The sequence below is a fragment of the Butyricicoccus porcorum genome (assembly GCF_051246315.1).
GTDB classification, from domain to species: domain Bacteria; phylum Bacillota; class Clostridia; order Oscillospirales; family Butyricicoccaceae; genus Butyricicoccus_A; species Butyricicoccus_A porcorum.
This window is the reverse complement of the sequence record NZ_CP178353.1, coordinates 1,564,038-1,590,151: the sequence shown is the minus strand read 5'-3', so window position 1 is coordinate 1,590,151 and position 26,114 is coordinate 1,564,038. Positions and strand designations below refer to the sequence as shown.

The 26,114-nt window shown below is 55.2% G+C and carries 28 protein-coding genes and 1 pseudogene; 9 read left to right on the top strand and 20 right to left on the bottom strand.

Annotated elements, in window-relative coordinates; all coding sequences use genetic code 11:
- Positions 1-17 precede the first annotated feature (17 nt).
- The 12 genes from rsmD to ACLM7Z_RS07740 all read right to left on the bottom strand — a co-directional run bounded on the left by rsmD (position 18) and on the right by ACLM7Z_RS07740 (position 11,194).
- The gene (rsmD, locus tag ACLM7Z_RS07795; RefSeq protein WP_087018521.1) at positions 18-575 is read right to left on the bottom strand and encodes a 16S rRNA (guanine(966)-N(2))-methyltransferase RsmD; all 558 of its coding nucleotides are present in this window, start codon (positions 573-575) and stop codon (positions 18-20) included.
- Complete coding sequence (uvrC, locus tag ACLM7Z_RS07790) at positions 572-2,416, bottom strand: excinuclease ABC subunit UvrC (RefSeq protein ID WP_435644814.1); 1,845 nt, start codon at positions 2,414-2,416, stop codon at positions 572-574. Before uvrC ends, rsmD begins: the two co-directional genes overlap by 4 nt.
- 74 nt (positions 2,417-2,490) lie before the next feature.
- Positions 2,491-2,769: an HPr family phosphocarrier protein gene (locus ACLM7Z_RS07785; protein ID WP_087018525.1), complete on the bottom strand. Its 279-nt coding sequence runs from the start codon at positions 2,767-2,769 to the stop codon at positions 2,491-2,493.
- A gap of 256 nt (positions 2,770-3,025) precedes the next feature.
- Positions 3,026-5,422, bottom strand: a complete 2,397-nt coding sequence (locus ACLM7Z_RS07780) for an endonuclease MutS2 (protein ID WP_435644813.1) — start codon at positions 5,420-5,422, stop codon at positions 3,026-3,028.
- A 42-nt stretch (positions 5,423-5,464) separates the two neighbouring features.
- A complete protein-coding gene (locus ACLM7Z_RS07775) occupies positions 5,465-5,944 on the bottom strand; it encodes a DUF1648 domain-containing protein (protein ID WP_087018529.1) in 480 nt (159 codons plus the stop codon).
- Positions 5,945-5,972: 28 nt separating this feature from the next.
- A complete protein-coding gene (recO, locus tag ACLM7Z_RS07770; protein ID WP_087018530.1) occupies positions 5,973-6,725 on the bottom strand; it encodes a DNA repair protein RecO in 753 nt (250 codons plus the stop codon).
- Positions 6,726-6,748: 23 nt separating this feature from the next.
- A complete protein-coding gene (era, locus tag ACLM7Z_RS07765; RefSeq protein ID WP_273350472.1) occupies positions 6,749-7,642 on the bottom strand; it encodes a GTPase Era in 894 nt (297 codons plus the stop codon).
- Positions 7,639-8,112 carry a diacylglycerol kinase family protein gene (locus ACLM7Z_RS07760; protein WP_087018535.1) on the bottom strand — a complete coding sequence of 158 codons (474 nt, stop codon included), beginning with the start codon at positions 8,110-8,112 and terminating at the stop codon, positions 7,639-7,641. The genes era and ACLM7Z_RS07760 overlap by 4 nt, the downstream gene beginning before the upstream one ends.
- A complete protein-coding gene (gene ybeY / locus ACLM7Z_RS07755; protein WP_273350473.1) occupies positions 8,102-8,605 on the bottom strand; it encodes an rRNA maturation RNase YbeY in 504 nt (167 codons plus the stop codon). Before ybeY ends, ACLM7Z_RS07760 begins: the two co-directional genes overlap by 11 nt.
- Before the next feature lie 9 nt (positions 8,606-8,614).
- Entirely contained in the window at positions 8,615-9,625 is a 1,011-nt protein-coding gene (locus tag ACLM7Z_RS07750; protein WP_087018539.1) for a PhoH family protein, read from the bottom strand.
- A 71-nt stretch (positions 9,626-9,696) separates the two neighbouring features.
- Positions 9,697-10,947 carry a sporulation protein YqfD gene (locus ACLM7Z_RS07745; protein ID WP_273350474.1) on the bottom strand — a complete coding sequence of 417 codons (1,251 nt, stop codon included), beginning with the start codon at positions 10,945-10,947 and terminating at the stop codon, positions 9,697-9,699.
- Positions 10,948-10,951: 4 nt separating this feature from the next.
- The gene (locus ACLM7Z_RS07740; protein WP_133058266.1) at positions 10,952-11,194 is read right to left on the bottom strand and encodes a YabP/YqfC family sporulation protein; all 243 of its coding nucleotides are present in this window, start codon (positions 11,192-11,194) and stop codon (positions 10,952-10,954) included.
- A gap of 102 nt (positions 11,195-11,296) precedes the next feature.
- Here ACLM7Z_RS07740 and ACLM7Z_RS07735 point away from each other — a divergent pair, with 102 nt between their 5' ends.
- The 3 genes from ACLM7Z_RS07735 (at position 11,297) to ACLM7Z_RS07725 (ending at position 14,485) form a co-directional block, all read left to right on the top strand.
- A complete protein-coding gene (locus tag ACLM7Z_RS07735) occupies positions 11,297-12,277 on the top strand; it encodes a nucleoside recognition domain-containing protein (protein WP_087018545.1) in 981 nt (326 codons plus the stop codon).
- Between the two features lie 140 nt (positions 12,278-12,417).
- Positions 12,418-12,903 (top strand): hypothetical protein, encoded by a 486-nt coding sequence (locus ACLM7Z_RS07730; protein WP_435644812.1) that lies wholly within the window; start codon positions 12,418-12,420, stop codon positions 12,901-12,903.
- Complete coding sequence (locus ACLM7Z_RS07725; protein WP_165761073.1) at positions 12,890-14,485, top strand: D-alanyl-D-alanine carboxypeptidase family protein; 1,596 nt, start codon at positions 12,890-12,892, stop codon at positions 14,483-14,485. The genes ACLM7Z_RS07730 and ACLM7Z_RS07725 overlap by 14 nt, the downstream gene beginning before the upstream one ends.
- An 87-nt stretch (positions 14,486-14,572) precedes the next feature.
- Here the strand turns inward: ACLM7Z_RS07725 and ACLM7Z_RS07720 are convergent.
- The 4 genes and pseudogenes from ACLM7Z_RS07720 to ACLM7Z_RS07705 form a co-directional block, all read right to left on the bottom strand.
- Positions 14,573-14,893, bottom strand: a pseudogene (locus ACLM7Z_RS07720) (YmaF family protein); the annotation flags it as partial.
- A gap of 317 nt (positions 14,894-15,210) precedes the next feature.
- Positions 15,211-15,867: a hypothetical protein gene (locus ACLM7Z_RS07715; protein ID WP_133058268.1), complete on the bottom strand. Its 657-nt coding sequence runs from the start codon at positions 15,865-15,867 to the stop codon at positions 15,211-15,213.
- Between the two features lie 21 nt (positions 15,868-15,888).
- Entirely contained in the window at positions 15,889-16,746 is an 858-nt protein-coding gene (locus ACLM7Z_RS07710; protein ID WP_087018551.1) for a hypothetical protein, read from the bottom strand.
- A complete protein-coding gene (locus ACLM7Z_RS07705; RefSeq protein ID WP_273350476.1) occupies positions 16,667-16,966 on the bottom strand; it encodes a hypothetical protein in 300 nt (99 codons plus the stop codon). The genes ACLM7Z_RS07710 and ACLM7Z_RS07705 overlap by 80 nt, the downstream gene beginning before the upstream one ends.
- 121 nt (positions 16,967-17,087) lie before the next feature.
- Between ACLM7Z_RS07705 and ACLM7Z_RS07700 the strand changes: the two genes are divergently transcribed.
- Positions 17,088-17,678: a TetR/AcrR family transcriptional regulator gene (locus ACLM7Z_RS07700; RefSeq protein ID WP_273350477.1), complete on the top strand. Its 591-nt coding sequence runs from the start codon at positions 17,088-17,090 to the stop codon at positions 17,676-17,678.
- A gap of 68 nt (positions 17,679-17,746) precedes the next feature.
- Here ACLM7Z_RS07700 and ACLM7Z_RS07695 read toward each other — a convergent pair whose 3' ends face one another.
- The 4 genes from ACLM7Z_RS07695 to fba form a co-directional block, all read right to left on the bottom strand.
- The gene (locus ACLM7Z_RS07695; protein ID WP_087018555.1) at positions 17,747-18,475 is read right to left on the bottom strand and encodes an amino acid ABC transporter ATP-binding protein; all 729 of its coding nucleotides are present in this window, start codon (positions 18,473-18,475) and stop codon (positions 17,747-17,749) included.
- The gene (locus ACLM7Z_RS07690) at positions 18,462-20,684 is read right to left on the bottom strand and encodes an ABC transporter permease subunit (RefSeq protein ID WP_087018557.1); all 2,223 of its coding nucleotides are present in this window, start codon (positions 20,682-20,684) and stop codon (positions 18,462-18,464) included. The genes ACLM7Z_RS07695 and ACLM7Z_RS07690 overlap by 14 nt, the downstream gene beginning before the upstream one ends.
- A gap of 95 nt (positions 20,685-20,779) precedes the next feature.
- Complete coding sequence (locus ACLM7Z_RS07685; protein ID WP_087018559.1) at positions 20,780-21,847, bottom strand: branched-chain amino acid aminotransferase; 1,068 nt, start codon at positions 21,845-21,847, stop codon at positions 20,780-20,782.
- 283 nt (positions 21,848-22,130) lie between these two features.
- Entirely contained in the window at positions 22,131-23,099 is a 969-nt protein-coding gene (fba, locus tag ACLM7Z_RS07680; RefSeq protein WP_087018561.1) for a class II fructose-1,6-bisphosphate aldolase, read from the bottom strand.
- Between the two features lie 296 nt (positions 23,100-23,395).
- Here fba and ACLM7Z_RS07675 point away from each other — a divergent pair, with 296 nt between their 5' ends.
- The 5 genes from ACLM7Z_RS07675 (at position 23,396) to spoVM (ending at position 25,957) form a co-directional block, all read left to right on the top strand.
- Positions 23,396-24,631, top strand: a complete 1,236-nt coding sequence (locus tag ACLM7Z_RS07675; RefSeq protein ID WP_087018563.1) for a 6-phosphofructokinase — start codon at positions 23,396-23,398, stop codon at positions 24,629-24,631.
- A gap of 163 nt (positions 24,632-24,794) precedes the next feature.
- A complete protein-coding gene (locus tag ACLM7Z_RS07670; RefSeq protein ID WP_087018565.1) occupies positions 24,795-25,244 on the top strand; it encodes a LytTR family DNA-binding domain-containing protein in 450 nt (149 codons plus the stop codon).
- Between the two features lie 3 nt (positions 25,245-25,247).
- Positions 25,248-25,649, top strand: a complete 402-nt coding sequence (locus ACLM7Z_RS07665; RefSeq protein WP_087018567.1) for a DUF3021 family protein — start codon at positions 25,248-25,250, stop codon at positions 25,647-25,649.
- A gap of 60 nt (positions 25,650-25,709) precedes the next feature.
- Positions 25,710-25,856: a hypothetical protein gene (locus ACLM7Z_RS07660; protein WP_242969803.1), complete on the top strand. Its 147-nt coding sequence runs from the start codon at positions 25,710-25,712 to the stop codon at positions 25,854-25,856.
- A 14-nt stretch (positions 25,857-25,870) separates the two neighbouring features.
- Entirely contained in the window at positions 25,871-25,957 is an 87-nt protein-coding gene (spoVM, locus tag ACLM7Z_RS07655) for a stage V sporulation protein SpoVM (protein ID WP_108721046.1), read from the top strand.
- The last annotated feature ends 157 nt before the right edge of the window (positions 25,958-26,114 follow it).

The window sequence follows — 26,114 nt, the reverse complement described above, 5'->3', positions numbered from 1 at the left end:
CTGTGCGGAAAGCCTCCTCAGTCGTTTTCTGCTCCCTTTCGGCGCATCGCCGTCAGGCAAATCGTGCCGTACCGATAGGTTTTCTGTACGGACAGGCTGTCTGGGCAAATGACGGTATCCTCCACGGAACTTTCACATATTATTATACCATCCGGCGACAGGATGTCAAACAATTCTACAGCATTCAGCGCAGAATTTAATATCTCGCCGCCATAGGGCGGATCGAGGAAAATAATGTCAAATTTCTGTCCACGCAGCCGCTCAAGCGCCTGATGGAACTCCGCTCGGATGACCTCCGCACGCGCCTGCACGCGTGCACCCGCGATATTTTTCTGAATGACGGAGACCGCCTTCTGTGCCTGATCGACGAACACCGCGCGTGCTGCGCCGCGGCTGAGCGCTTCAATCCCCATCTGCCCGGTTCCTGCAAACAAATCGAGCATTGTTGCGCCGACGACACGAAACTGTAAAATATTAAAAACCGATTCTTTGACGCGGTCGGTCGTCGGGCGTGTATCCATGCCCGGCACAGCATCCAGCATCTTACCGCGTGCGCTTCCGCTGATGACTCTCATTTCTCTGTCTCCTCCTGCGCGCTGTGAAAATAATGATAGACCGCCTGTGCGGTGGAATGCGGTACAGCCGCTTCCAGCTGCTCCACAGTCGCCTCACGAATGCGTTTGACGCTCTGAAAGGTCTTCAGAAGCGCCGTGCGCCGTTTTTCCCCGACGCCCGGAATGTTGTCCAGCTCGGAGCGCATGGCATCTGCCCCGCGCAGCTGACGCTGATAGGTGATCGCAAAACGATGCACCTCCTCTTGGATGCGCCCGACCATCGCAAAGACCGCAGGTGTTGCCGAAATGCTGAATTCCCTGCCGTCCGGCGCGACAAGGCCGCGCGTGCGGTGGTGATCGTCCTTGACCATGCCGAACACCGGCTTTGTGCAGCCGAAGTGGTCGAGAACCTGCTTCGCTATGCGCACATGCCCCAGGCCGCCGTCAATGAGGAACACACTGGGCAGCTCGGTGAATTTTTCGTCACCGTCCTTCCAGCGCTGCATGCGGCGCGCCAGCATTTCTTCCATCGCCTTATAGTCATCCTGCCCGTTCGCAACCGATTCAATGCGGAACCGGCGGTATCGGCTGCGCCTGGGCTTTCCGTTTTCAAAAACGACCATCGAGCCGACGGTATTTGTCCCCGCAAGGTTGGAGATGTCATATGCCTCAAAGCTAACCGGTGTCTCTGTCAGCCCCATCATGCTGCCGAACAGCTCCAGTGATTTCTGGCGGCGCTCCGCATTTGTCTCCATGCGAATAATCTCTTCTTCTGCGTTTTTCTTCGCCATGTGCATCAGCTCACGCCGCCTGCCGCGCTGTGGGACGGTCAGCGTGACTTTCTTGCCCGCGACCGAGCGCAAAAATGTCTCGACCGCTGCCATGTCCTCAATTTCCTCCGAAACGAGCACCAGCGGCGGCACAACCCCGCGCAGCGAGTAATATTGCTTGATATAGCTGCCGAGCAGCTCTGCACCGTCCTCACTCGACGTGCCGTCCAGCATGGTGTATTCCTTGTCGTGGAAATTGCCCGCGATATAGTGCAGTGTGACAATGCAGCCGCGCGTCTCACCCTGCACGAATGCGATGATATCGGTATCGGAAAATCCGCTTGCGACGACCATCTGGTGCTGTCCCGCGCGCATAATCGCGCGCATGCGGTCGCGCAGCTGTGCCGCCTGCTCGAAGTGCTCCTCCTCCGCAGCCTGCATCATCTGCTGTTCCAGCTGTTCCGCGAGCTGTTTGTAATTGCCCTCGAGTACATCAATCGCCTGCGCCACACGCTGAGCATATTCCTCCTGCGTGACTGTCCCGGCACACGGCGCACAGCAGCGGCCAAGCTGGGCATTCAGGCATGGACGCGATCTGCCGATGTCGCGCGGCAGCACACGGCGGCAGGTGCGCAGGCCGAGTGCCCGGCTGACCGTATCAATCGCCTGCATGGCAGCGCCGCGCCCGGCATACGGTCCGAGATACCGCGCCGTGTCCTTCCCGCGCCGCCCGACGGCCGTGAACTCCGGATAGGGGCGGTCTGTCGACACGCGGATAAACGGATAGCCCTTGTCGTCCTTGAGCAAAATATTATACTTCGGCTTGTATTTTTTAATCATCTGGTTTTCGAGCACAAGCGCCTCGAATTCCGATTCACACACAATAATATCGAAGCTATCAATATTTTCTACCATTTTCCGCGTCTTGGGCGTATGCTTTGCCTCGTTCTGGAAATATTGGGAGACACGATTTTTGAGCACCTTTGCCTTGCCGACATAAATAACCTGCCCCTGCCGGTTTTTCATGATATAGACACCCGGCTCACGCGGCAGTGTCAGCACCCGCTGGTGCAGCTCTTCCCTGCTGGACATGCAGCCTCCTTTCCCGGAGAAAAAAAGAGACACCGCAAAACAAGCGGTGTCTTCTTGCGTGCGTTGGATTGAAATCAGTCGCTGAAGTTCGAGTCGCTGAAATTGGACTGGATGAGATCGGTCAGCGCATTGACAGCCTCAACCTCGTCAACGCCGTCTGCAATCAACGTGATGGTCGTGCCCTTGGTGATGCCGAGGGAAAGAATGCCGAGCAGGCTCTTCGCGTTTACTCTGCGCTCTTCCTTTTCAACCAGAATGGTGCTCTTGAACCCATTGGCGCACTGAATGAAAAATGTAGCCGGGCGCGCATACAGCCCAACCTGATTGGTTACCTGAACTTCCTGTGAAAACATTTCAACATCGCTCCTATAAACAAAATTAAAACTAAACCTATACAAACACAATACAACATCGTTCCGATCTGGAATCGATAACAGATTATATATAGAATACCTGTTTTTTTTCGTTTCGTCAATATGCTTTTGTACCAAAAGAGAGCATTTTCCTGCCGGAATTTGTAGGCGCTTACACCCTCTCTCACGAAATAACAGGGCAAATCTACACAAACGTGCACAATTCGCGGCGAAAATTTAGCTTTTGTGCCAAAGACTATTTTAATTCGACAACGGTAACGCCGAGGTCGCCCTCGCCATAGCGCCCGTTGCGCACGGACCGGACATGTTTGTCATGCTTCAGATGCTGCTGAATCGCAGCGCGCAGGGCACCTGTGCCCTTGCCATGGATAATCGTCACCAGATCGAGGTGCGACATCAGGCAGTCGGACAGATAACGGTCGACCTCAAGCAGCGCTTCCTCGACGGTCATGCCGCGCACATCCAGCTCGCTTTTTGCGTGGGCGCGCTTTATTTCCCGCATTCCACCCGCCGGTGTGCGATAGGTCGTCTTCGGCTTCGCGGGCTTTTTCTTTTCGACAAGGCGCAGCTCGTTGAGCGGAACATTGACCTTCAGGATGCCCGCCTGTACATAAACTGTGCCGTCTTTATCCTCCGGCTTGAGCACAACGCCATCTACGCCGACATTGAGCAGATGGACGGTATCGCCCACCTTGAGCGGACGCACGCTGTCCGGCTCAACCGTCTTTTTCTCGCGGCGCATTGCTTTTTTCTCCGCCTGTCCCAGCGTGCTGCGCAGAGCGGCACGCGCGGCAGCGAGGTTCTGGTCGGCAGCATTGGTCTCCGCCTTTTTCTTCATTTCGTCCAGCTGGGCAAATACAGTCTCCGACGCCATGCGCGCTTCGCGCAGAATGCGCTCCGCCTGATCGCGGGCCTTTTCCAGGATCGCATCGGTTTCATCCTCTGCGCGTCCCTTCAGCGTCACCGCCTTATCCTTCTCCGACTGTGCGGTACGGCGCAGTCGGTCTGCGTCCTCGCGCTGCTTCTGCAACTGGTGTCGCTCGCGCTCCAGTGTCTCCAAAACGTCCTCAAACCGCTGATTTTCCGCAGAAATCTGTTCCTTTGCGCGATCAATAATGGCTGGGGGCAGGCCGAGCCGTTTGGAAATCGCAAAGGCATTGGATTTGCCCGGTACGCCCGTCAGCAGATGATACGTCGGCTGAAGCGTGCGTACATCAAACTCACACGACGCGTTTTCAACGCCTTCCGTCGTCAAGGCGAATACTTTCAGTTCAGAATAGTGCGTCGTTGCCGCGACGAGCGAGCACATTTTACGGCCATATTCGATGATTGCCACAGCGAGCGCTGCACCTTCCTCCGGGTCTGTACCGGCGCCCAACTCGTCAAACAGAATCAGGTCATCCGGGCCACACTTATCCATGATTGCAACGATATTCTTCATATGCGCCGAAAACGTGGACAGCGACTGCTCAATCGACTGCTCGTCGCCGATATCCGCATAGATGTTCTGGAACAGACAGACCGAGCTCTCCTCATTTGCCGGGATGTGCAGACCGGATGCCGCCATCAGGCACAGCAGACCGAGCGTCTTGAGGCTGACCGTCTTGCCGCCCGTGTTCGGGCCGGTGATGACCAGCGTATCATACTCCCCGCCGAGCGCGATGTCAATCGGCACTGCCTTTTTCTGGTCGAGCAGTGGATGGCGCGCACGCAGCAGATTGACCTGCGTTGTTTCGCTGATTTCCGGCGCACAGGCATTGAGTGCAAACGAGAACCGCGCCTTGGCAAAGATAAAGTCCAGCTTGCACAGTACATCATAATCCGCCGCAATCGCATCGGAAAAGTCCGCGACATCCGCGGTCAGCTCGGCGAGAATGCGCTCAATTTCCGCCTTTTCCTTGCCCAGCAGAATTTTGAGCTGGTTATTTGCATCGACAACCTGTGCCGGCTCAATAAACAGCGTCGCGCCGGAGGACGATACATCGTGTACCATGCCTGGGATATCGCCGCGGTGTTCACTCTTGACCGGAATAACAAATCGTCCGTCACGCTGGGTAATCAGGCTCTCCTGCAAGTATTTGGAATACGTCGGAGACGAGACAAAATGGTTCAGTGTCTCGCGCACGCGCACATTCTGCGCGCGCATCTGGCGGCGCAGGTTGGCAAGCGTCGTGGACGCCGCATCTGCAATCTCCTCCTCACTGATAATCGCACGGTTGATTTTTTCTTCGAGATATTTGTTGCTGTTAATGCGCGAAAAATACAGATCCAGCGTCGTTGTCAGACCCTTTTCCTGCTGCTCCGCGCCATATTTGCGCACCTGATTTGCCGCATGCAGCAGCGATGCCACATCCAGCAGCTCGCGCGTGGACAGTACGCCGCCCATCTCAGCACGGCTGAGCGCGGCGGATACTTCGCGGATGCCGCCGAAGGCGGGCGCGCCGCCTGTCGTCATGAGGCGCTTGGCATCGTCGGTCTGGGTCAGCAGCTCGCGCACATCCTCGGCATCATGCAGCGGACGCAGCGCCTTCGCCGCCTGCTTCGCCTTCCGGCTGACACAGTGTTCTGCCAGCATGTCGAGAATGGTGTAATATTCCAGCGTTTTCAAGCTTTTTTCTGATAATTTACTCATAATATGTGAACTCCAAAGATCATTGTCATAACAGGATACGGATCACCGGTTGTGCCGGTATGCGAGGATACACAGGCCGATGATGGTAACCGCCAGTGCAGCTGTCAGCAGCACGGTCGCCAATACAAGCCCATCACCGCTCTGCTGATAGCTTTTCACCTGCATATACAGGGAAAAGCCCGCAATTTCCAGCTGAATCGCATGCAGCATCGTCAGTATGTCCCCATATACTGGTGCTTTGCGCTCTTCCCTGACCGCAAACGGCATATTCCACTGTGCAGGGTCTACCAAATGCGCAATCAGGCTCACGATACCCAGACAGGGCACCATCAGAAGCGGCGTAAGGAATAGGATAGCCGGAGAACCGTAGCCGTCCGGTGTTCCGTCAAGCGCGAAATGCGTCGCGATCTCCTCCGGCAGCGTGCGCACGCCGTACACGGCGACGAGCAGTGATGCCAGCAATATCAGCCATGCCCCAAGCTCCAATATCCGGTGCAGGCGCGTTCGATACCCTGTCTTCATCCTTTTTCACCTTTCCCTTCTTTTGTCCTCACTGCATCTGGAACAGAGAGTGATAAAAATCCAGTGTTGTGCAGTGGACGTCCAGATGGTACAGCAGATACCTCTCACAGATCAGCCCGAGCTGCTCTGCCGTCTGTGCATTCACCGCAAACGCAAACAGCCTTTTGCCGTCGCACGACAGGATATACCGCATGGCATCGAGCACACCCTGCGGCATGTCGTAATATGTCCCGCCGACGCGCTTGCGGCAGCCGCTGCACACAAGCGCACCGTTCTCCAGCAAAAGCGACCACGCCTCACATTGAGCTGCTCCGCATACGGCACATCCAGTCAAATCGGGTGAAAATCCCAGCTCAGACGCGAGCCGCAGCTCAAACGCCGCCTTGACGGTCTGCACCGGACGCTTCTGTCGGTCAAGCGCATACAGTGCACGCAGGAACATCGGCAGCAGACCGCTGACATCGCTGTCCGCATCCGCTGCCATGTTGACCAGCTCCGCAAAGTAACAGCACAGCGCATATTGCTCAATGTTTCCCGTAATGCCCCAGAACTGCGTGTCAATTTCTGCATCACTCAGCGTATAGCGCCTGCCGGAAAACAGCGTGAATTCGCTGTAGCAGAACAGCCCCACTGCGTTGGCAAGCCGTCCTTTTTTGCGCCGGATTCCGCGGCACAGCACCTCAATTTTGCCCAGCTCGGCGGTCAGTACGGTGATATAGCGATCCGCTTCGCCGAAATCCGTCTCGCGGATGACCAGTCCCTTCACCGTAACGTGTGCCATATCCGTTGTCCTTTCGTTTTCCGTTATTCGTCCTCATAGCCAAAATTGCGCATCTGGTACTGGTTGTTGCGCCAGTCCTCCTTGACCTTGACCCACAGCTCCAGAAAGACACGGGCGTCAAGCAGTTCCTCAATGTCCGCACGCGCCTGCGCGCCGATCTTCTTGAGCATCGAACCGCTCTTGCCGATGATGATGCCCTTATGGCTCTTTTTCTCGCAATAAATGGTCGCATTGATTTCAATCAGCCCGTCGTCACGCTCGCGCATGCGCTCGACAGCGACCGCTGTGCCATGCGGCACCTCGCGGTCAAGCAGACCGAGCATCTTCTCGCGGACAATTTCCGCGACGAGCTGACGCTCCGGCTGATCGCACAGCATATCATCCGGAAACAGCTGCGGGCCTTCAATCGCAAATTTGGCAAATTCCTCGAACAGAATGTCGCAGTTTTCGCCGGTCTTCGCGGACAGCGGCACAACCGCGTCCCACTCGTGCGCCTGCGAATATGCCGCGATGACGGCAAGCAGGTCTTCGTTTTTGACCGTATCAATTTTATTGATAATCAGCACCGACGGCATATGATACTGCTTCATGCGCGCAATCAGCTCCTGCTCCGCCGGGCCGATGCGCGGCACCGGGTCAACGACCAGTGCGGCAATGTCGACATCGGTCACCGTATCGTTGACGACCTTTACCATATAGTCGCCCAGACGGGACCGCGGCTTGTGCAGGCCGGGCGTGTCCAGAAAGACAAACTGGCAGTCATCCTTTGTCAGCACGCCGGTGATGCGTGTGCGCGTCGTCTGCGGCTTGTTGGACACAATTGCGATTTTCGCGCCGACCAGCTGATTGAGCAGGGTCGATTTGCCGACATTCGGCTTGCCGACAATGGATATGATAGCACTTTTTGTTACACTCATTTGAGTTCTCCCTTTTGTTCTACTGCAAAAACAAACGCAACCGCAGCCGGAACAGATACCAGCAGCAGTGCGTCAATCCAGATATGCTGCGTCAGCTTGGTAAGTATGGCGCGGATGGGCGCGGGATGGGCAAACAGCACCAGCCCAACCGCCGCGCTGAACAGCGCGGTCATCAGCACCGCGCCCGCCGCGATGTCCTTCGCGTCGCGGATCAGCGGGTCATGCTGCCGCGTGACGCGGTCGCACAGCGTTTCCATCGCCGTGTTGACCAGCTCCGCTGCTGTCACCAGCCCAAAACACAGGCATAGCACGGCGATTTCTGCACGGCTCAGGTCTGCCAGGAATCCGGCAGCCGTGACATAGCATGCCGCCGTCAGATGGATGCGGAAATTGCGTTCGCGCAGGGCGAGACACACACCGCGCGCCGCCCAGTGAAACGACCGGCGCAGGCCGCCGATGTCAATCCGCATCGCGGATCAGTCCCAACGAGGACAGCACAGCCTCTTCCTGTGTGCGCTGAATGCGGCGCTCCTCCTCGCTGCGCTCATGGTCATAGCCGAGCAGGTGCAGCATCGAATGCACGGTCAGAAAGCCGCACTCGCGCTCCACACTGTGCCCGTACTCCGCCGCCTGCTCGACAGCGCGGTCATAATTCAGAACCATATCGCCGAGGAACAGCGATCCATCCTCCGGATTGCGCTCTTCCTCCACATCTTCCGGCCATTCGCCGTTGAAAAATTCCAGCATTGGGAAGGACAGCACGTCTGTAACGGCATCCTTTCCACGGTTTTCGCGGTTGATCTCGCGGATGGTCTCTCCGTCCACGATGGTCACATCGACAAAGCAGCCCTCCGGCGCGTGCTCCATTTCAAACGCAGCCTTCGCACAGCGTTCGATCAATGCACTGACCGCCTCCAGGCCGTCCACTTCCACCTCCGGGGTGATGCGAATGCGGTGTTCCATGTGATTCCCTCACTTTCTCGCGGCTGGGCGGCGCTTCTGTGCTTCCTTCGCCTGCCGCATAACCTTCTGCTGCTCGTACTTTTCATAAGCGCGGACGATGCGCTGTACCAGCTCATGGCGCACAACGTCGCGGTCAGTCAGCTGGCACTGGGCAATATCCTCGACATTTTTCAGCACCTTGACCGCTTCCTTCAGGCCGCTTACGCGGTCGCCCGGCAGGTCGATCTGCGTGATATCACCCGTGACAACCGCCTTCGAGCCAAAGCCGATGCGTGTCAGAAACATCTTCATCTGTTCCGGTGTCGTGTTCTGCGCCTCGTCGAGGATGATGAACGAGTCGTCCAGTGTGCGTCCGCGCATATATGCCAGCGGTGCGACCTCAATGCTGCCGCGTTCGAGCAGCTTGTTAAATGTCTCTGCACCCATCATATCGAACAGACCGTCATACAGCGGACGCAGATACGGGTCGACCTTGCTCTGCAAATCGCCCGGCAGGAATCCCAGCTTCTCGCCCGCCTCCACTGCGGGGCGCGTCAGGATGATGCGGCTGACCTGCTTGTCGCGAAACGCCGCAACCGCCGCAGCGACGGCGAGATAGGTCTTGCCTGTACCCGCGGGGCCGATGCCAATCGTGACAGTATGTGTGCGCATGGCGTCCATATACCGCTTTTGTCCCAGCGTCTTCGCCTTGATCGGCTTTCCCTTCGCCGTGATGCACACCACATCCTTGCCGATTTCCGAGACCTGGTTCTGTCGTCCATCGCGCACCAGTCCGAGGACATACTGCACGGTCTGCGTGCCGATGCTCTCGCCGCGCTCCGCCAGCTGCATCAGTGACTGGATGGTCTTCATCGCCAACTCGACATTGCCCGCATCCGCACCGGTCACCTTCAGCTCGGTCTCCCGGCTGAGCACCGTCACGTCCAGCTCCTTTTCCAGTACCTTCATATTTTCATCGAACGCACCGAAGATGCCCATAATCAGATCAATCGCATCGATGTGCATGGTCATTTCTGCCATATATGTTTTCGCTCTCCTTGTGTCTGAACATCTAGGGCGTATCTGAAACGCAACAATCAAACGCGCCCTGTTTATGATTCATCCGGTTGTTCCGTTTCGTCCTTCTGTGGCAGGTCAGCTTCTGTCCTGCCGTCCTCCACGCTTTCGGCAATCTGTTCATAGCACCAGACTGTGGCGCGCAGGACTGCCGCGCCGTCCTCCTCGCTGACATCCGCCTGCATGGAGGATACGCTGCCCTCCGCAAGCTGCGCTTCGACTGCGCGCTGCGCGCCGTATTCCAGCTGTGGCTGTACGTCGGCGGCCTCATGCATCACAGGTTCCGTTGTGTACGGCGTGATGGTCTCACGGTACAGCGAAACCGGAAGCACCAGATGGTCGTTGAGCTTTACCGTCTCAATCGATATTATTCTATCACAATTCCCCTGTATTAGACTACTGCCAAAATATAAATTTATCCGTGTTTTGCCAAAACATATGGCATATCGCGTTTTCGACGCGCCAGTTTTGTGTTTTTTGTCCGCTTCCAGCGCCATTTTCCGCGTCACCGCATACCGTGTTGACGCCCAGATGTCCGCATTTGCGTCAACAAGCTGCGGCGTGCCCAGCTCGCTCTGCTGTTCATCCTTTGGCTCGACAAGCGCATCGACAAGGATATCTCCTGCCAGCACGGCATCTCCCGGTTTACATTTTGCCGTGCCGCGCCGGACAATCATCTTGTCAATCACACCGTCGCGCAGGGCAACGACATTGCGCACACCGTTGTTCTGGTCTACCTCCGGCACTTCGGTCGCTGCCGCAGTCTGGATAGACAGAATATTGCCATCGACGTTGACCGCAAAAAATTTCAAATCGTCCAGCGTCGTCATCATATGCACCTTTACCGCATGCGCATCGATATCCGAACTCTTTGTGCCGACACCGATGCCGAGCTGATCGAGCTCCTCCAGCACCGCATAGCCGTCCACCCCCTGTGGAAAATCCGTTTCAATCACCCAGATACGTGTTCCCAGCTCATAACACACCAGGCACAACAGCAGCAGACCGCCCCACAGGGCATATCGCCGCCGCATTCTGTACAGCAGAAACGGCAGACCGCGCCGCCGCAGAATGTGAATGCGGCACCGTTTTCTTTTTTTCAGCCGCGCAAGGCGACAGAAATCGTACAGCGAAATTTCCGCATGCAGCTCGTCGATATCAATGCGCTCAATGCGGCGCAGGCGGATGTGTTCCTGTGTGCACAGGTTCAAAAACCGTTCCAGCTCCGCGCCGCGTACGCGCACGGTCAGTATGCCGCCGCACAGGCGGATCCATCTGGAAACCATGCGCTCACCCCTCTCCGGTCAGAAAGCCCACTTCCGCAATCAGCCCGACAATGGACAGCTCCGCTTCATCCAGCGTGCGCAGCTCCAGCCCGTCCCCGCTGACGCGCACCGTCAGTCCGCCGCACCGCACGCGCATCTCTGTCTCGCTGTACAGTGTAATGGCGCAGCGTCCGGTAATGACAACACTTCGATTTCCATCCAGTTCCACCGTCGGGTCGCCCATGTGTGTGTGAAACCTCTGCTCCAATCTGCTCCGACCCCCTTCGGTGCCTCTCAAAAATTTGTATGCGGGGTGGGCATGTTTGTTGCCTTGTTTCGATAGGATGAAGCAAAGGAGGGGATTGTCTTGATGCGAAAGCTGTGCGTCTGTACCGGCTGTGTGCTGTTCCTCGCGCTGCTGTGCCGGTATTCTACAGACTGCGCGGACGCCGTGCGCGCAGCGGTTACGCTGTGCCTGACCTCCGTCATCCCGTCGCTGTTTCCTTTTTTCGCGGCGAGTTCGCTGGCTGTCTCCTGCGGTCTGGCACAGGAGCTGGGGCGTCTGCTGTCCCCATTCATGCGGCGCTGCTTCCACCTGCCCGGCTGTGGCGCGGCAGCGCTGGCACTCGGCTTTCTCGGCGGCTATCCCGCGGGAGCGCGCATGTCCGCCGAACTGTATCACAGCGGGCTGTGTACCCGGGAAGAAGCCTCCGCACTCGCGGCCTGCTGCAACAACACAGGCCCCGCCTTCCTGGTCGGCATGTGTGGCGGCGGACTGTTTCACTCACTGCGCGCGGGCATATTCCTGTATGCGGTGCACATCGCGTCCGCACTGCTCACCGCGCTGCTGCTGCGTCCAAAACGCACACAGTCCGCCGTATATGCGGCAAATCAGACCAAACCGCTTCCGTTTTTCCACTGTCTGGTGCAGGCGGTCACCTCCGCCGGGCATTCCTGCCTGATGATCTCAGCATTCATCCTGTTCTTTTCTGTTGTGCTGTGCCTGCTGCGCCTGACCGGTATGCTGTCCGTATTATGCACCGCCCTTACGCCACTGCTGTCAATTTCCGGCCTGTCTGCCTCCGGTGTGCACAGCCTGCTGACCGGCTGCGTCGAGCTGACACAGGGGCTCGCCGGACTGACAGACCATGCCGGGACCATTTCCGCCCGCCTGACTGCGGTTTCCTTCCTGTGCGCCTTTGGCGGGCTGTCTGTGCTGTTTCAGACCGCCGCCGCCACGGAAGGCCTGGCGCTCACCCGCTGCGTGTACGGCAAATGCATACATGCCTGTCTGGCGGCACTTCTGTGCGCGCTGCTGCTTCTGATCTTCCCCAGTCTTTCACAATTGTGACGTTTCTCCCCACATGCCGGGATTTAGGCGCCATAATCCCGTTTTTTTATCGATATTTTCAAATAATAGCTCTGGAAACAGCGTGTCTTTTGCGCTATAATATTGAAATAGTGCCCTATGATACGAAAAGGAGACTTACTATGTTCAATCTGTTCCGCAGGAACTGCTTATACAACGAGTCCATCGATCCGCACTGCGCATACTGTGCGCACTGCAAGCCGGACAATGAATATCAGGGTGTCTGCGATTTCCGCGGCATTGTAGCGATGGCAGGCAGCTGCCGCCGCTTTGAATATGATGCGCTGCGGCGCAAGCCACCCAAGCCCGCGCGTATCCGCGGCCGGTTCACCGACGATGATTTCTTTTTTGAGGAAAAAGAGACCGATGACCAGCCGCACCCGGCCGAATCCAAACCGGAGGAGCCGGAAACGCCGCCGCAGAAGCCGTTGATCTCCGACGATCTGAGCCAGTTTGCCGATCTTTGGGAGGATGACGACGACATGGCACCTGCTCCGAAAACGACAAAAACTCCGGAAACAGCTGAGCCGGAAACTGCATCCGAACCAAACGAGGAACCGGCAGAAAAACCAGACGCACAGGAGGACAATGGGCATGAAATGGAATAAGAAACTGGGGGCACTGCTGTTGTCCGTTGCACTGCTCGCCGGAACGGCGCTACCGTCGTTCGCTGAGCCGGAGCCTGCGGACACTGAAACACCTGCCGCTTCCCAGACCACAACGGATACCACCCCGACCGCAGAGGGGACGGACGGCGCCACCGACACCGGCACAACCGACACCGGCACAACCGACACCGACACAACCGACGCTGGCACAGCAGATAGCAATGCCGATGCCGCAGACAGCGCGCAGACGAATCCAACCGAACAGCAGCCTGCCGAAACGGAGCAGCCGAAAAACCAGACCGGCGCCGAGGCAGAGGATGGTTCGATCCAGATGCCGACCATCGACATCGATGCAAAGGCGTCCATTCTGGTCAACGCCGAGACCGGCGAGATCATTCATGCAAATAACGAAAAAGAAAAGATGTATCCCGCATCGTGCACCAAAATCATGACTGCCCTGCTGGCGCTGGAAAAGTGCAATCTGGACGATGTCGTGACGATGCAGGAGGAGGATTTCACCGATGTCAAAAACGGCGCGAGCAATGCCGGTCTGAAAATCGGCGAGAAAATCACCGTGGAGAATCTGCTGTACTGCCTGATGCTCCCCTCCGGCAACGAAGCTGCCAATGCGCTCGCGCGCACCGTCGCCGGTTCCGTGGATGAATTCGTCCAGATGATGAACGACCGCGCCAAAGAGCTGGGCTGTGTCAACACACACTTTGCCAATCCGAATGGCTTACATAACGACAACCACTATACCTGTGCCTATGACCTGTATCTGATTGCGCAGCAGGCCATGCAGAATTCCACCTTTGCAACCGTGGTCAATACAGCGCAGAAAAAACTCCCGGCAACCAACAAAAACCCGGAGCGTGTCATTTATACAACCAATCATCTGATTCTCAGCAGTTATTCGTCTATCTATTATGACAACTGCTACGGCATCAAGACCGGACATACCTCACAGGCGGGCTACTGCCTCGTGTCCTACGCCAAGCAGAGCGGATATACCTATTACTCCGTCGTACTCGGCGCGAAGGATGGCGCGGATTATGCGGGCAGCTTCACCGAGACCAAGCGCATGTTTGAGTGGGCATTTGACAATTTCCGCATGCAGACTGCAACCTCTGCCGGCTCCGCCGTCACGGAGTGCCCGGTTCGTCTGGCGCGCGGCACCGACCATGTGACGCTGGTTACGGCAAATGATGTTCCGGTACTCGTCCCGAAGGGACTGGATATGAGTGAACTGGACATCGATATTTCCGTCGAAGACAGCTATGACGCACCGATTGCCAAGGGAGAAAAGCTGGGCACAGTCACCTATTCTTACGAGGGCATGGAATGTGCCACTGCCGATCTGGTCTCCCTGACCGAAGTCAAGCGCTCGGTCATCCTGTTCATTCTCGACCAGATCGCGAAATTCTTCCGTCTGACACCGGTTCGCATCATTGTGGGCATTGCCGTTGCCGCTTTCCTGCTGTACCTGATCCTCTCGTTTATCGCGGGACGCAACCGCCGCAACCGCAGAAGACGTCGTGCACAGAAGCGCAGAAAGCAGAGACAGAACCAAAACCGCAGATAATGTACAACAGTCCGGCTTTGCCCGGACTGTTTTTATATTGCAAGACAGAAACAGGCAGCCCGCAGGCTGCCTGTCATACTGTCGCGTTTATTTGTCAATCGGCGAATCGATGAGCGACGCAACACGGAAGCAATGTCTGTGTCCGTCTTCCTCTTCGGTTCTTGCTTCGGCAAAATGGACATGACGGCCGCCGCCGACAAAGACAGCGCCGCCGGTGCGGCCCTTGAACTCGTGGAAATGTCCATCAGCAAAGTCCGTGTGGAAGCAAATTTCATGCACATGGTCATTGCCGCCGATCGGGATGGCTTCACCACTTACGGTCGCAAAGCGATGGTTGTGGGCGTCATTGCAGCAGCCAAAGATCTGCGTGCTGCCCTGAACTTCATGAACATGTTTCTGTCTGCGTCTGCGGTCACGGTCACAGTCGCGATCCCGATCACGCTTCCGATCACAATCGCAGTCGCGGTCACGATCTCGGTCACGGTCGCGGTCACGGTCACAATCACAGTCGCGATCACGGTCACGGTCACGATCGCGGTCGCACGGTTTCTGCTCCTGACACTCCGGCCCGCCGGCGCGTGCCATAATGGTCTCGAAATCCATAAGAATGCTCTCCTGTCTGCATAATCTGGGGGGCGCGTTTGCCGTCCCTGTATCATTCTATGCCTGTTTCCGCCCCATCGTGACACGGGGAAAGGGCGCAGCCGGTGGGCTGCGCCCTTACTTTATGCACACGCATTGCTCTCTGCGGTGCTCTGTTCTTTTTTCTTTACGCCATGCAGGCAGAAAATATAGATCACATCGAAGACAAAGCAGATCACACCAGTGACCAAAATAAAGCGGTTGCCCTCTATTGTGCCATAAATTGTCGGCGTCAGCGTGCCGATGCATTTGCTCACGGCAATCGTCATGGTCTGGCCTCTGGACGATTTGCGGCGGTTCAGCATGTACAAATAAGCCACACTCATGGCGATGTTCTGCAAATATGCGGAATATTTCTCACCCGCTACATCCCCAAACTCGGCAATAAAAAGCAGTTGCAGCACAATGCAGCAGGCCAGCACCAGCACCGGCCATGGGATAAACGACTTTTTCCCCAGCTCACCCTGCGCTTCTTCCCTGCCATATTTGAAGTATGTAATGACAATGAAAATATCCAGCAAAAACCAAACTGTATTTGCGATGGCCTGCGCACTGACTGTTGCGCGAACAAACAGATCCGTATAGGCATATATGCCCTCCCACGCGATGTTCAGTCCGAGGGCAAACAGCGGCATGCAGTAAGTTTTCTGTTTGAAGCCGGTGCGGATGGAATCCACATATACCAGCGACCAGCATACACCGCTGGCGACAATCAGCAAATTTATTATCAGTGATCTCATGATTTTCCCATCTTTCCGGAATCAGACCTGCGCATCCAGACCAAAATACATCAGCTCCCACAGAGCCGGCGCATCCACATGCTCTACAACTGCTCCGTTTTCCAGCCGTTCCACAACAGCAGTCCCAGAAAACCGGGTATAGGTGGGATCCAGACCCTGCTGCATCATGGCGACACGGACAGCCTCCTGCTTAATCATGACATCCTGCTCCAGCATCTCCTCCATCCGGTAAGTAATGCGGTAATGCTGCCTGCCGTCGTCATAGTCATAGATCAGTGTTTTGAAATAGTGCTTGCCGGTCACCTCATCAAAAGCAAGGTCTGTTTCCTCATATACAGGCTGCACATTGGTATCACTGATGATCTCCCCGCCTTTCGCCAGCATGAACACTGGAGTATGCGCATAGCCGTACTGCGGGCCCGCAGTGATATAGCTGCTGATAATCTGATAATCACCGACCTTGCAACGCCCCCAATACCAATGGTGCATCAGGACAAACATGCCGATATTTCCCCAGTTGTGGTCATGATAACCGGTGCCTGTGTAGCTTTCCTCATTTCCATCCCGGACAATGGAAACCTGTACGCTGCCCTCCGGCACGGCGGGAATCCATGCGAAATAATCCGACTCGCCGAAGAAAATATGGCCGGTACCGGTGCGCCATGCAGGTACGTTGCCATGCAGCTTTACATCGGCGCGTACCTGTTCGGATTCGTAGTGAATCTGATAGTCGTGCAGATCGCCCTCAAACAGGCACTGACCGATTCGGACACAGCAGTGATCTTTGGCAAAGCTGAAATCACCCTCTGCCGGGTCGAGGCGATCCCTGATTTCCGTGCCATCGGGCAGCGTAAGATTCAGCGTGGCATAGGGGGGCAAACCCGCCGTTCTGGTTGTCCATCGGCGATATCGTATAAAAGACGATAACCAGATTTCCGCCGCCCTCCAGCTTGGAATCAAAATACCACCATTCGTATTCCCCCTGTGCACCACTGGTGCGCAGGCTATCCTCCCATACTTCGGGAGTTCCAGGCTTCATACCCAGCATTTTGTACTGCTCCGGCTGCGCATACAGCTCTACGGGAATCGTGTTGTTCATAAGATTCGCTCCTTTCTCCGTAGCCTTGACATATGTCAAAGATTATGATAGCATTTTATTCGCAAGTTAGATATTTGTCAACGTTTTGAGCGCAACTTATACATTGGGAGGTGCAATGTCCATGTATCAGGGAAACAACCCCACCGCGCTGCAATCCCAGCACTGGATTGCAGACAGTCTCCTCATGCTGATGCAGGAGAAGCCGTATGCGCAGATCACCATTCAAAACATCTGCAAGCGCGCGGATCTGTCGCGCCAGACCTTTTACAACATGTTTGACTCCAAGGAGGAGGTGCTGCGCTTCTGCCTGCGCGAGCAATATGAGCAGCAGCTGCATCGCTTCGGCAGCAAACCGATGATTTCTCTGCACGAGACGGTGGAGGTTTTTGCCAGCGTACTGGACGGAAACCGGACTTTATTGCAATCCATGCTGGACAATCAGCTGGGTGGCATCATTGCGGATGAAATCGCCAAATGCGTATCGCTGTTTGCAGATCGGTTTGTCAGCCACAAAGACCAAAACCTGCCTTACAGCGAAGCGCTGCTCAGCGGCGCGTTGGCACATCTGCTGCTGTGCTGGTTCCAGCAGCAACATCCCATTTCGATTCAGGCACTTACAGAGCTGCTCTCTGCGTTTCTGTCAGGACAGCTGTATCTTTTTGAACCCGATCAGAACGATCCGGTGCCTTCCGGCAGTGAACCGCGGAGATAACAGACAAATATTTGCACGCGAAAAGGGCGCAGCCGACTGGCTGCGCCCTTCTGTTTGTATCCAAGAATTTACTTGTTGGAAACTGCGCTGAGGAATGCTTTGGTGCGCTCCTGCTGCGGGTTATCGAAGATTTGCTCCGGCGTGCCTTCCTCGGTGATAACACCATCCGACATAAACAGCACACGGTCCGCTACGTCGCGGGCAAAGCCCATCTCATGTGTCACGACAACCATCGTCATGCCGTCCTTTGCGAGCGCCTTCATAACATCCAGAACCTCACCGACCATTTCCGGGTCGAGTGCACTGGTTGGCTCGTCGAACAGGATGGCCTTCGGGTTCATCGCCAGCGAACGCGCAATGGCGACACGCTGCTTCTGGCCGCCGGACAGCTGTGCCGGATAAACATCCGCCTTCTCAGCCAGGCCGACGCGCGTGAGCAGCTCCATCGCCTTTTTCTCGGCCTCTGCTTCGCTCATCAGCTTCTGCTTGACCGGTGCAAGCGTCAGATTCTGCATAACCGTCAGATGGTTAAACAGATTGAAATGCTGGAACACCATGCTCAGCTTCTGGCGGATTTTATTGATATCATTGGAACGATCCGTGACATCCTGGCCGTCGAAAATAATCTGGCCGCCTGTCGGCTCTTCCAGACGGTTGAGGCAGCGCAGGAAGGTACTCTTGCCCGAACCGGACGGGCCAATGACAACAACGCATTCACCCGGCTTGATGTGACAGTCAATTTTTTTGAGAACCTGCAAATCGCCAAAGCTCTTCTTTAAATCCTTAACGATTATCACTTTGACGCAGCCTCCTTTCAATGACAGCGAGAATCTTGGTCATAATCTTGACGATGATATAATATACAATTGCAACTGCAATCAGCGGCAGGAATGCCTGATAGGTGCGCGATACAATGAAGTCGCCCGCCTTGGTCAGGTCAACAATTGCGACATAACCGACAATAGAGGTCTCCTTGACCAGCGTAATCATTTCATTTCCGAGTGCCGGAATGACGTTCTTGATTGCCTGCGGCAGGATAATATAACGCATGGTTTCGCCATAGGTGAAGCCGAGCGAACGGCCACCTTCCATCTGTCCAACATCCACGGCAAGAATACCGGCACGAATATTCTCCGCGACATAAGCACCGCTGTTGATGCCAAACGACAGGATCGCCGCGACATAGGCATGCTGACTGCGGAAAATAACCATGAACATAATCAGCAGCTGAACCATGGCCGGTGTGCCGCGGATAATGTCGATGTAGGCGCCCGCAATGCGGGACCATACGGTCTTGCGCTTTTTGCGCGTTTCCGTCAGTTTCATCAGTGCGAGGATAAAGCCGAGCGCAATGCCCAGAATACCGGCACAGATCGAAATGCCGATCGTCACGCCGAGGCCCTTGGCCATCAGCTGATAGCCATTGGTGTCGACAAATACATACTTGAGGTTATTCAGAAATTCCTGAATCACATTGTCAGAGGTTTCTTTTTCGGTTCCCGTGTTGCCCTCAATGTACTCGGCAACCAGCTTGTCAAACGTGCCGTCTTCCTTGATTTTTGCCAGGCCGCTGTTGATCTTTTCCAACAGCTCCGTGTCTCCCTTGCTGACGGCGATTGCGTATTCCTCGGTAGACGTGTCGTCCTCAATCAGCTTGAGCTTGTCGCTGTTGCTGGCAACGAAATTTTCCGCCGGGTTCTTGTCGATGACAACCGCATCGACGCCGCCGTTGTTCAACGAAACAATGGCGTCTGTGCCCTTCTTAAAGCGCTTGACCTCCGTGTTTTCGTCGGTGATAACGTCATTATCCTCGCCCGGTGTGCACAGCAGGTCACCGGTCGTGCCTTCCTGAACCGCAATCTTTTTGCCGTTCAGGTCTGCCAGACTCTTGATGCCGCTGTCCTTTGCAACAACGATGCACTGTGTTGCGGTGTAGTAGCTGTCAGAGAAATCGACCGACTGCTTGCGTTCATCCGTCACGGTCATGCCTGCAATGACCGCATCCAGACTGCCTGTGGACAGCGATGCAATCAGCGACTTGAATTCCATATTGGTGATCTTGACATCAAAGCCCTCGGCCTCACCAATTGCCTTGATGACTGCCATGTCAAAGCCGTCCGGTTCGCCGTCATCGCCGATATATTCAAACGGCGGGAATTCTGCGTTGGTACCGACATTGACAACCTGCTTTTCACCGTCATCCGCAGGCGTTTCCTCTTCGGTTTCGCCGCCGATGTATTCCGCTACCAGCTTGTCAAATGTGCCGTCTTCCTTGATCTTCTTCAGGCCGCTGTTGATCTTTTCCAACAGCTCAGAATTGCCCTTGCCGACAGCGATGGCATATTCCTCTGTAGAGGTCTCATCCTCGATCAGCTTGAGCTTGCCTTCGTTGTTGGCAACAAAGGTTTCTGCCGGGTTTTTGTCAATGACAACTGCATCGACGCCGCCATTGTTCAGCGTGACAACAGCATCCGTGCCCTTCTTAAAACGCTTGACCTCCGTGCTTGCGTCCGTGATAACATCGTTGTCCTCTGCCGGCGTGCACAGCAGGTCACCGGTTGTGCCTTCCTGAACCGCAATCTTCTTGCCATTCAGGTCTGCCAGACTCTTGATGTCGCTGTCTGCCGGAACGACTATACACTGCTTCGCGGTGTAATAGCTGTCGGAAAAGTCCACTGACTGCTTGCGCTCGTCCGTGACTGTCATGCCCGCAATGACCGCATCCAGACTTCCCGTGGACAGCGACGCAATCAGTGACTTGAATTCCATATTGGTGATCTTAACTTCAAAGCCCTCGGCTTCACCGATCGCTTTGATGACCGCCATATCGAATCCATCCGGTTGGCCGTCGTTGCCGATGTACTCAAACGGCGGGAATTCTGCGTTGGTGCCGACGGTGATGACGTCTGTTGCCTGCGCCGGCTTGGTAACGGGAAAGAACATACCGCCCAATACTGCCAGACAGGCCAGACACATCGCCAGCACACGTTTTGTGCTCTTTTTCATGTGTTTGTCCCTTCTTTCAATTTTTTTACAAAAAAGAGGATGAGGCCTACGAAAGACACTCGCGGTCTCATCCTCTATTTTACAGATGAATCAGTTTATTCAACCGGAACAGTCCAGCCCATCTCATCCTTCAGAGTGCCCCACTGAATACCGGTCAATGTATCGTACAGCTTGTGCGTTACCGGGCCGATCTCACCGTTGTTGATGTAAGCGACCTGATCCTCAAAGCGCAGCTCGCCAACCGGGGAGATGACCGCAGCCGTACCGGTGCCGAATACTTCTTCCAGCTTGCCTTCTTCGGAAGCCTTCATGACGTCTGCAATCGGCAGACGCTCTTCGGAAACGGTGTAGCCCCAATGCTTGAGCAGGTCGATGCAGGAACGGCGGGTGACGCCCGGCAGAACGGTGCCGACACACGGAGCGGTGTAAATCGTGCCGTCGATCTTGAAGAAGCAGTTCATGGAGCCAACTTCCTCGACATACTTATGCTCTACGCCGTCCAGCCACAGAGTCTGCTCATAGCCGAGGTCATGTGCCTTGACCTGAGAGATCAGGGATGCCGCATAGTTGCCGCCGCACTTGGTAAAGCCAGTGCCGCCCGGGCATGCACGGGTGTATTCGTCCTCGACGAAGATCTTAACCGGATTGATGCCGGTAGAATAATATGCACCAACCGGGGAGCAGATGATAATGAACTGATGCGTCTTGGAGGTGCGGACACCCAGATGCGGCTCCGTTGCGATGACAAACGGACGGATATACAGCGAGGTACCCGGCTCGGACGGAACCCAATCCTCCTCGACCTTGACCAGCGTCTTGACTGCCTGGACGAAGTCCTCGACCGGCAGGGTCGGCAGGCACATACGCTTGTTGGTGTTAATCATGCGTTCTGCGTTGCAGTCCGGGCGGAACAGCTGGACGCTGCCATCCGGCTTGCGGTACGCCTTCAGACCCTCGAACGACTCCATTGCGTAATGGAGAACCATGGCAGCCGGATCAATGGAAAGCGGCTGATACGGCACAATGCGCGCGTCATGCCAGCCGATGCCCTCCGTGTGGTCGATAACCAGCATATTATCGGTGTAGAAAACGCCGAAGCCCAGATGTTTGGAATCCGGTTTAGCCTTCTTTTCTGTTGCCGGAGTAATCTTAATGTTAAGCATGTTATATTTCACTCTTTTCCCGCCATACAGCGAATTTCATTAAAATAATATGTATAAGAGTATTTTATATAACTTGCCTGCACATTGCAAGAGCCTTGCGGGATTTTTTTGCCGGGAACGCAATTTTTTGACTGATTTGCTGTTGCCATCCTGCATTTTCGCATGATTCTATGCATTTTTTCTTCTGCATGGGCTGAATGATTCGTTTTTTGGAGCACCGGCATAAAAAAGAACCGCATCCGAACGGATGCGGTTCCTGTTGGTTTCAAAAAGGAAAGATCGATTAAGCCTTGCCGTCGCAGCCCAGAACGTTGACGATCTTATGAGCAACCATGTCCTTGACAGCCTGGCGAGCCGGCTTCAGGTACTGGCGCGGATCGAAGTGATCCGGATGCTCTGCGAAGTGCTTGCGGATCGAAGCGGTGATAGCCAGACGGATATCAGAGTCGATGTTGATCTTGCAGACTGCCAGCTTAGCAGCTTCACGCAGCTGCTCTTCCGGAATGCCGATTGCATCCGGCATAGCGCCGCCGTAGGTGTTGACCAGCTTTACGAACTCCTGCGGAACGGAAGAAGAACCGTGCAGAACGATCGGGAAGCCCGGCAGACGCTTGATGCACTCTTCCAGAACGTCGAAGCGCAGCGGAGGCGGAACGAGAACGCCGTCCTCATTGCGGGTGCACTGAGCCGGAGTGAACTTGTAAGCGCCGTGGGAGGTGCCGATTGCGATCGCCAGGGAGTCACAGCCGGTGCGGGAAACGAATTCCTCAACCTCTTCCGGATGGGTGTAGCTTTCCTGACCAGCTTCAACAACGACCTCATCCTCAACGCCAGCCAGGGTGCCCAGTTCAGCCTCGACAACAACGCCGTGGTCATGTGCGTACTCTACGACCTTCTTGGTCAGAGCAATGTTCTCCTCGAACGGCTTGGAGGAAGCGTCGATCATAACGGAGGTAAAGCCGCCGTCGATGCAGGACTTACAAACCTCGAAGGAATCGCCGTGGTCCAGATGCAGAGCGATCGGGATATTCGGGTTCTCGATAACAGCAGCCTCAACCATCTTTACCAGATAGGTGTGGTTAGCGTAAGCGCGAGCGCCCTTGGAAACCTGCAGAATAACCGGAGCATTCAGCTCGCCAGCAGCCTCAGTGATGCCCTGGACGATTTCCATGTTGTTTACATTGAAAGCGCCGACAGCGTAGCCGCCGTCATAAGCCTTCTTGAACATTTCAGTAGTAGTTACGAGTGGCATTATTCATCTTCCTTTCAGAATTTAATCCGCACACATCCTGTTTACAGGCATGCGGGTCCCGTATGTGATTATTTTACCAGTCTTTCGGTATAAAATCAAGTCGATTATGTAATTTCCGCAAATTTTATCCAGCTTCCGTCCACAATTTGTGCATTTGGAAAAAGAATTGATTTTCTGTCAAAAATATGGTATATTCAATTTAACATCGGAAAGTGCGGCATAATGAAACGTTTTTGGTAACTATTTTCTGTTTCCGCCGCACATCTTTCGTCACATTATTAGGAGGTTTTTTGATTATGAGTGAGCTGAAGGGCGCAATGATCATCGGTCAGTCCGGTGGTCCTACTTCTGTCATCAATGCCAGCGCATATGGCGCAATCAAGGCTGGTCTGGATTCTGATTCCATCACCACCGTTTATGGCGCTGCAAACGGTATCGTCGGCGTTCTGAACGATAAGCTGTATGTTATGGATAAGGAAGATCCGGCTGAGCTGGAGCTTCTGAAGTACACCCCGTCTTCCGCACTGGGCTCCTGCCGTTACAAGATCGCTGATCCGGATGTCGATGACACCGATTACAAGCGCATCCTGGAAATCTTCAAGAAGTACGACGTCCGTTACTTCTTCTACAACGGCGGCAACGACTCCATGGATACCTGCAACAAGATTTCCAAGTATATGAAGAAGGTCGGCTATGACTGCCGCGTCATGGGCATCCCGAAGACCATCGACAACGACCTGTTCGGCACCGACCATTGCCCGGGCTTCGCTTCCGCTGCGAAGTACATCGCAACTTCCATCACCGAAGTTTACCAGGATTCCCACGTATATGACAAGGGCCAGGTTTCCATCATCGAGATCATGGGCCGTCATGCTGGCTGGCTCGCCGGCGCTGCTTCCCTGGCTGCTGTAACCGGTTACGCTGCTGATCTGGTTTACCTGCCGGAGGTTGACTTCAACATGGACGAGTTCCTGGAAGACGTTTCCGCTCTGTGGGAGAAGAACCACAACGTAATCGTTGCCGTTTCCGAGGGTATTCATTACGCTGACGGCTCCTTCGTATCCGAAGCAAAGACCTCCGCTACCGACGGCTTCGGCCATGCGCAGCTGGGCGGCCTTGCTGCTATGCTGGCGGATGTTGTCAAGGAAAAGCTGGGCGTCAAGGTTCGCGGCATCGAGCTGTCCCTGCTTCAGCGCTGCGCTGCTCACTGCGCTTCCCAGACCGACATCGACGAATCCTTCCTCGCTGGCCAGACCGCGGTTAACTCCGCTGTTGCAGGCGAGACCGACAAGATGGTTGCATTCGAGTGCTCCCGTGAGGGCGGCTACTCCTGCACCACCAAGCTGCTGAACCTCTCCGACGTAGCAAACTACGAGAAGAAGGTTCCGGTTGAGTGGATCAACGAGCGTGGCAACAACGTATCTCAGGCGTTCATCGACTACGCTCTGCCGCTGATTCAGGGCGAGACCAAGATGCCGAAGGAAAACGGCCTGCCGCGTTTCGCAAAGCTGGCTAAGATTGTCGCTGAGTAATCAGGATATTCCTTTTTGTATACCGGCGGATGTCATCCGACATCCGCCGGTTTTTCATGCTCCTTTTTCAACCGGTCACCGCATGCAGTAAACCGCTTATCCGAAACCACGCGACAGCGCCGCGCCCGTCTGCTATACTGTTTTCAGAAGGAGGGGATCTCTCATGAAGCTGACACTTGAACCGCAGGAAACCACCGAACTGGAGGTCATCATCCGCGGCGATCTGAACGATCCGCAGGTCTCGCAGATCATCGCCGCACTGAATGCCGTGCGCGCCATCTCCCGCCTGTTCCTGTACCGCGAAGGCAAAGCGTATCTGTGCCCCGTTGACGATATCCTGTATTTTGAAGCATCGGGCGGAAAAATTTTCGCCCACACTGCACGCGACATGCTGGAAACACAGTACAAGCTATATGAGCTGGCAGACATGCTGCGCGGCAGCGGATTTATCCAAATCAACAAAAGCGTGATCGTCAATGCGCACCGCGTGCTGTCGGTTGAGCCGGAATTTTCCGGCAACTACACAGCCGTGCTGAAAGACCATAACATCCGTCTTACCATTTCCCGCAAGTATTTTAAGGCTTTCCGCGATTATGTAATAAAGGAGCTGTGACCTATGAAATCAAACAATCTCTTCAATGTCCTGATGTATACCGCAGTCGGCATTGCCATCGGTGCTGTCGTCTGTACGCTCTCCCTTCTGGCCGTTCACGGCATGACTGATGTGCTCCGCGAGCTGACTGTCTGGCTGATCGCTTCCGCTGTCCTCGGCCTGGTCTCAATGGTATATGAGAGCGAACATTTCACCGACCTGACTGCGACGCTGATTCATGCGCCGGTCACGCTGGCAGTCGCGCTGATTGCCGGCTGGATTCTGGATTACGGTGACGGTTCCATACTGCTGCTGCTCACGCGCATGGTGCCCGCCATCATCGTGCTTTACGCACTGATCCATCTGTTCCTGTTTGTTATGCGCCGCTGTATCGTGCGTGTACTCAACAGCCATCTGAAAAAATAATTTTTGCGGACAGACACCACGCTGCCTCTCCCTGCCTATACTGCATGCAGGGGTGAGGCAATGGCTTGCTGCTGGAAAACCTTCGGGCTGACGGCGGCGGCGTTCGGGCTCGGCTTGCTGCTCGCCACGCTGCTCCCGCCCTGTATTCTCGTTCCGGTTGCGTCGATCCTGCTGATCGCGGTCGGCGTTGTCATCCATCTGCGCTGAAAGGAGTCCGCTTTATGAAAATCGTCGTTATCCGAAGTCCTAGGCTGCTCGCCGGTATCCTCCGCGGTATCTTCGGCATCAAAAAGGCTCCAACCGCGTGATAGGCAGCAATTTTCACAATTTTCGACGCCACATATGGCAGTTTTTTGTCTTGACTTTTCTCCGCTCTGTTTGCTACAATAGGCTCACCGAGTAGCGAAGAGCGTAAATCCAGGCATGCTGGATTTACGCTCTTTTTTGCTGTTCTGAATCTTTCGT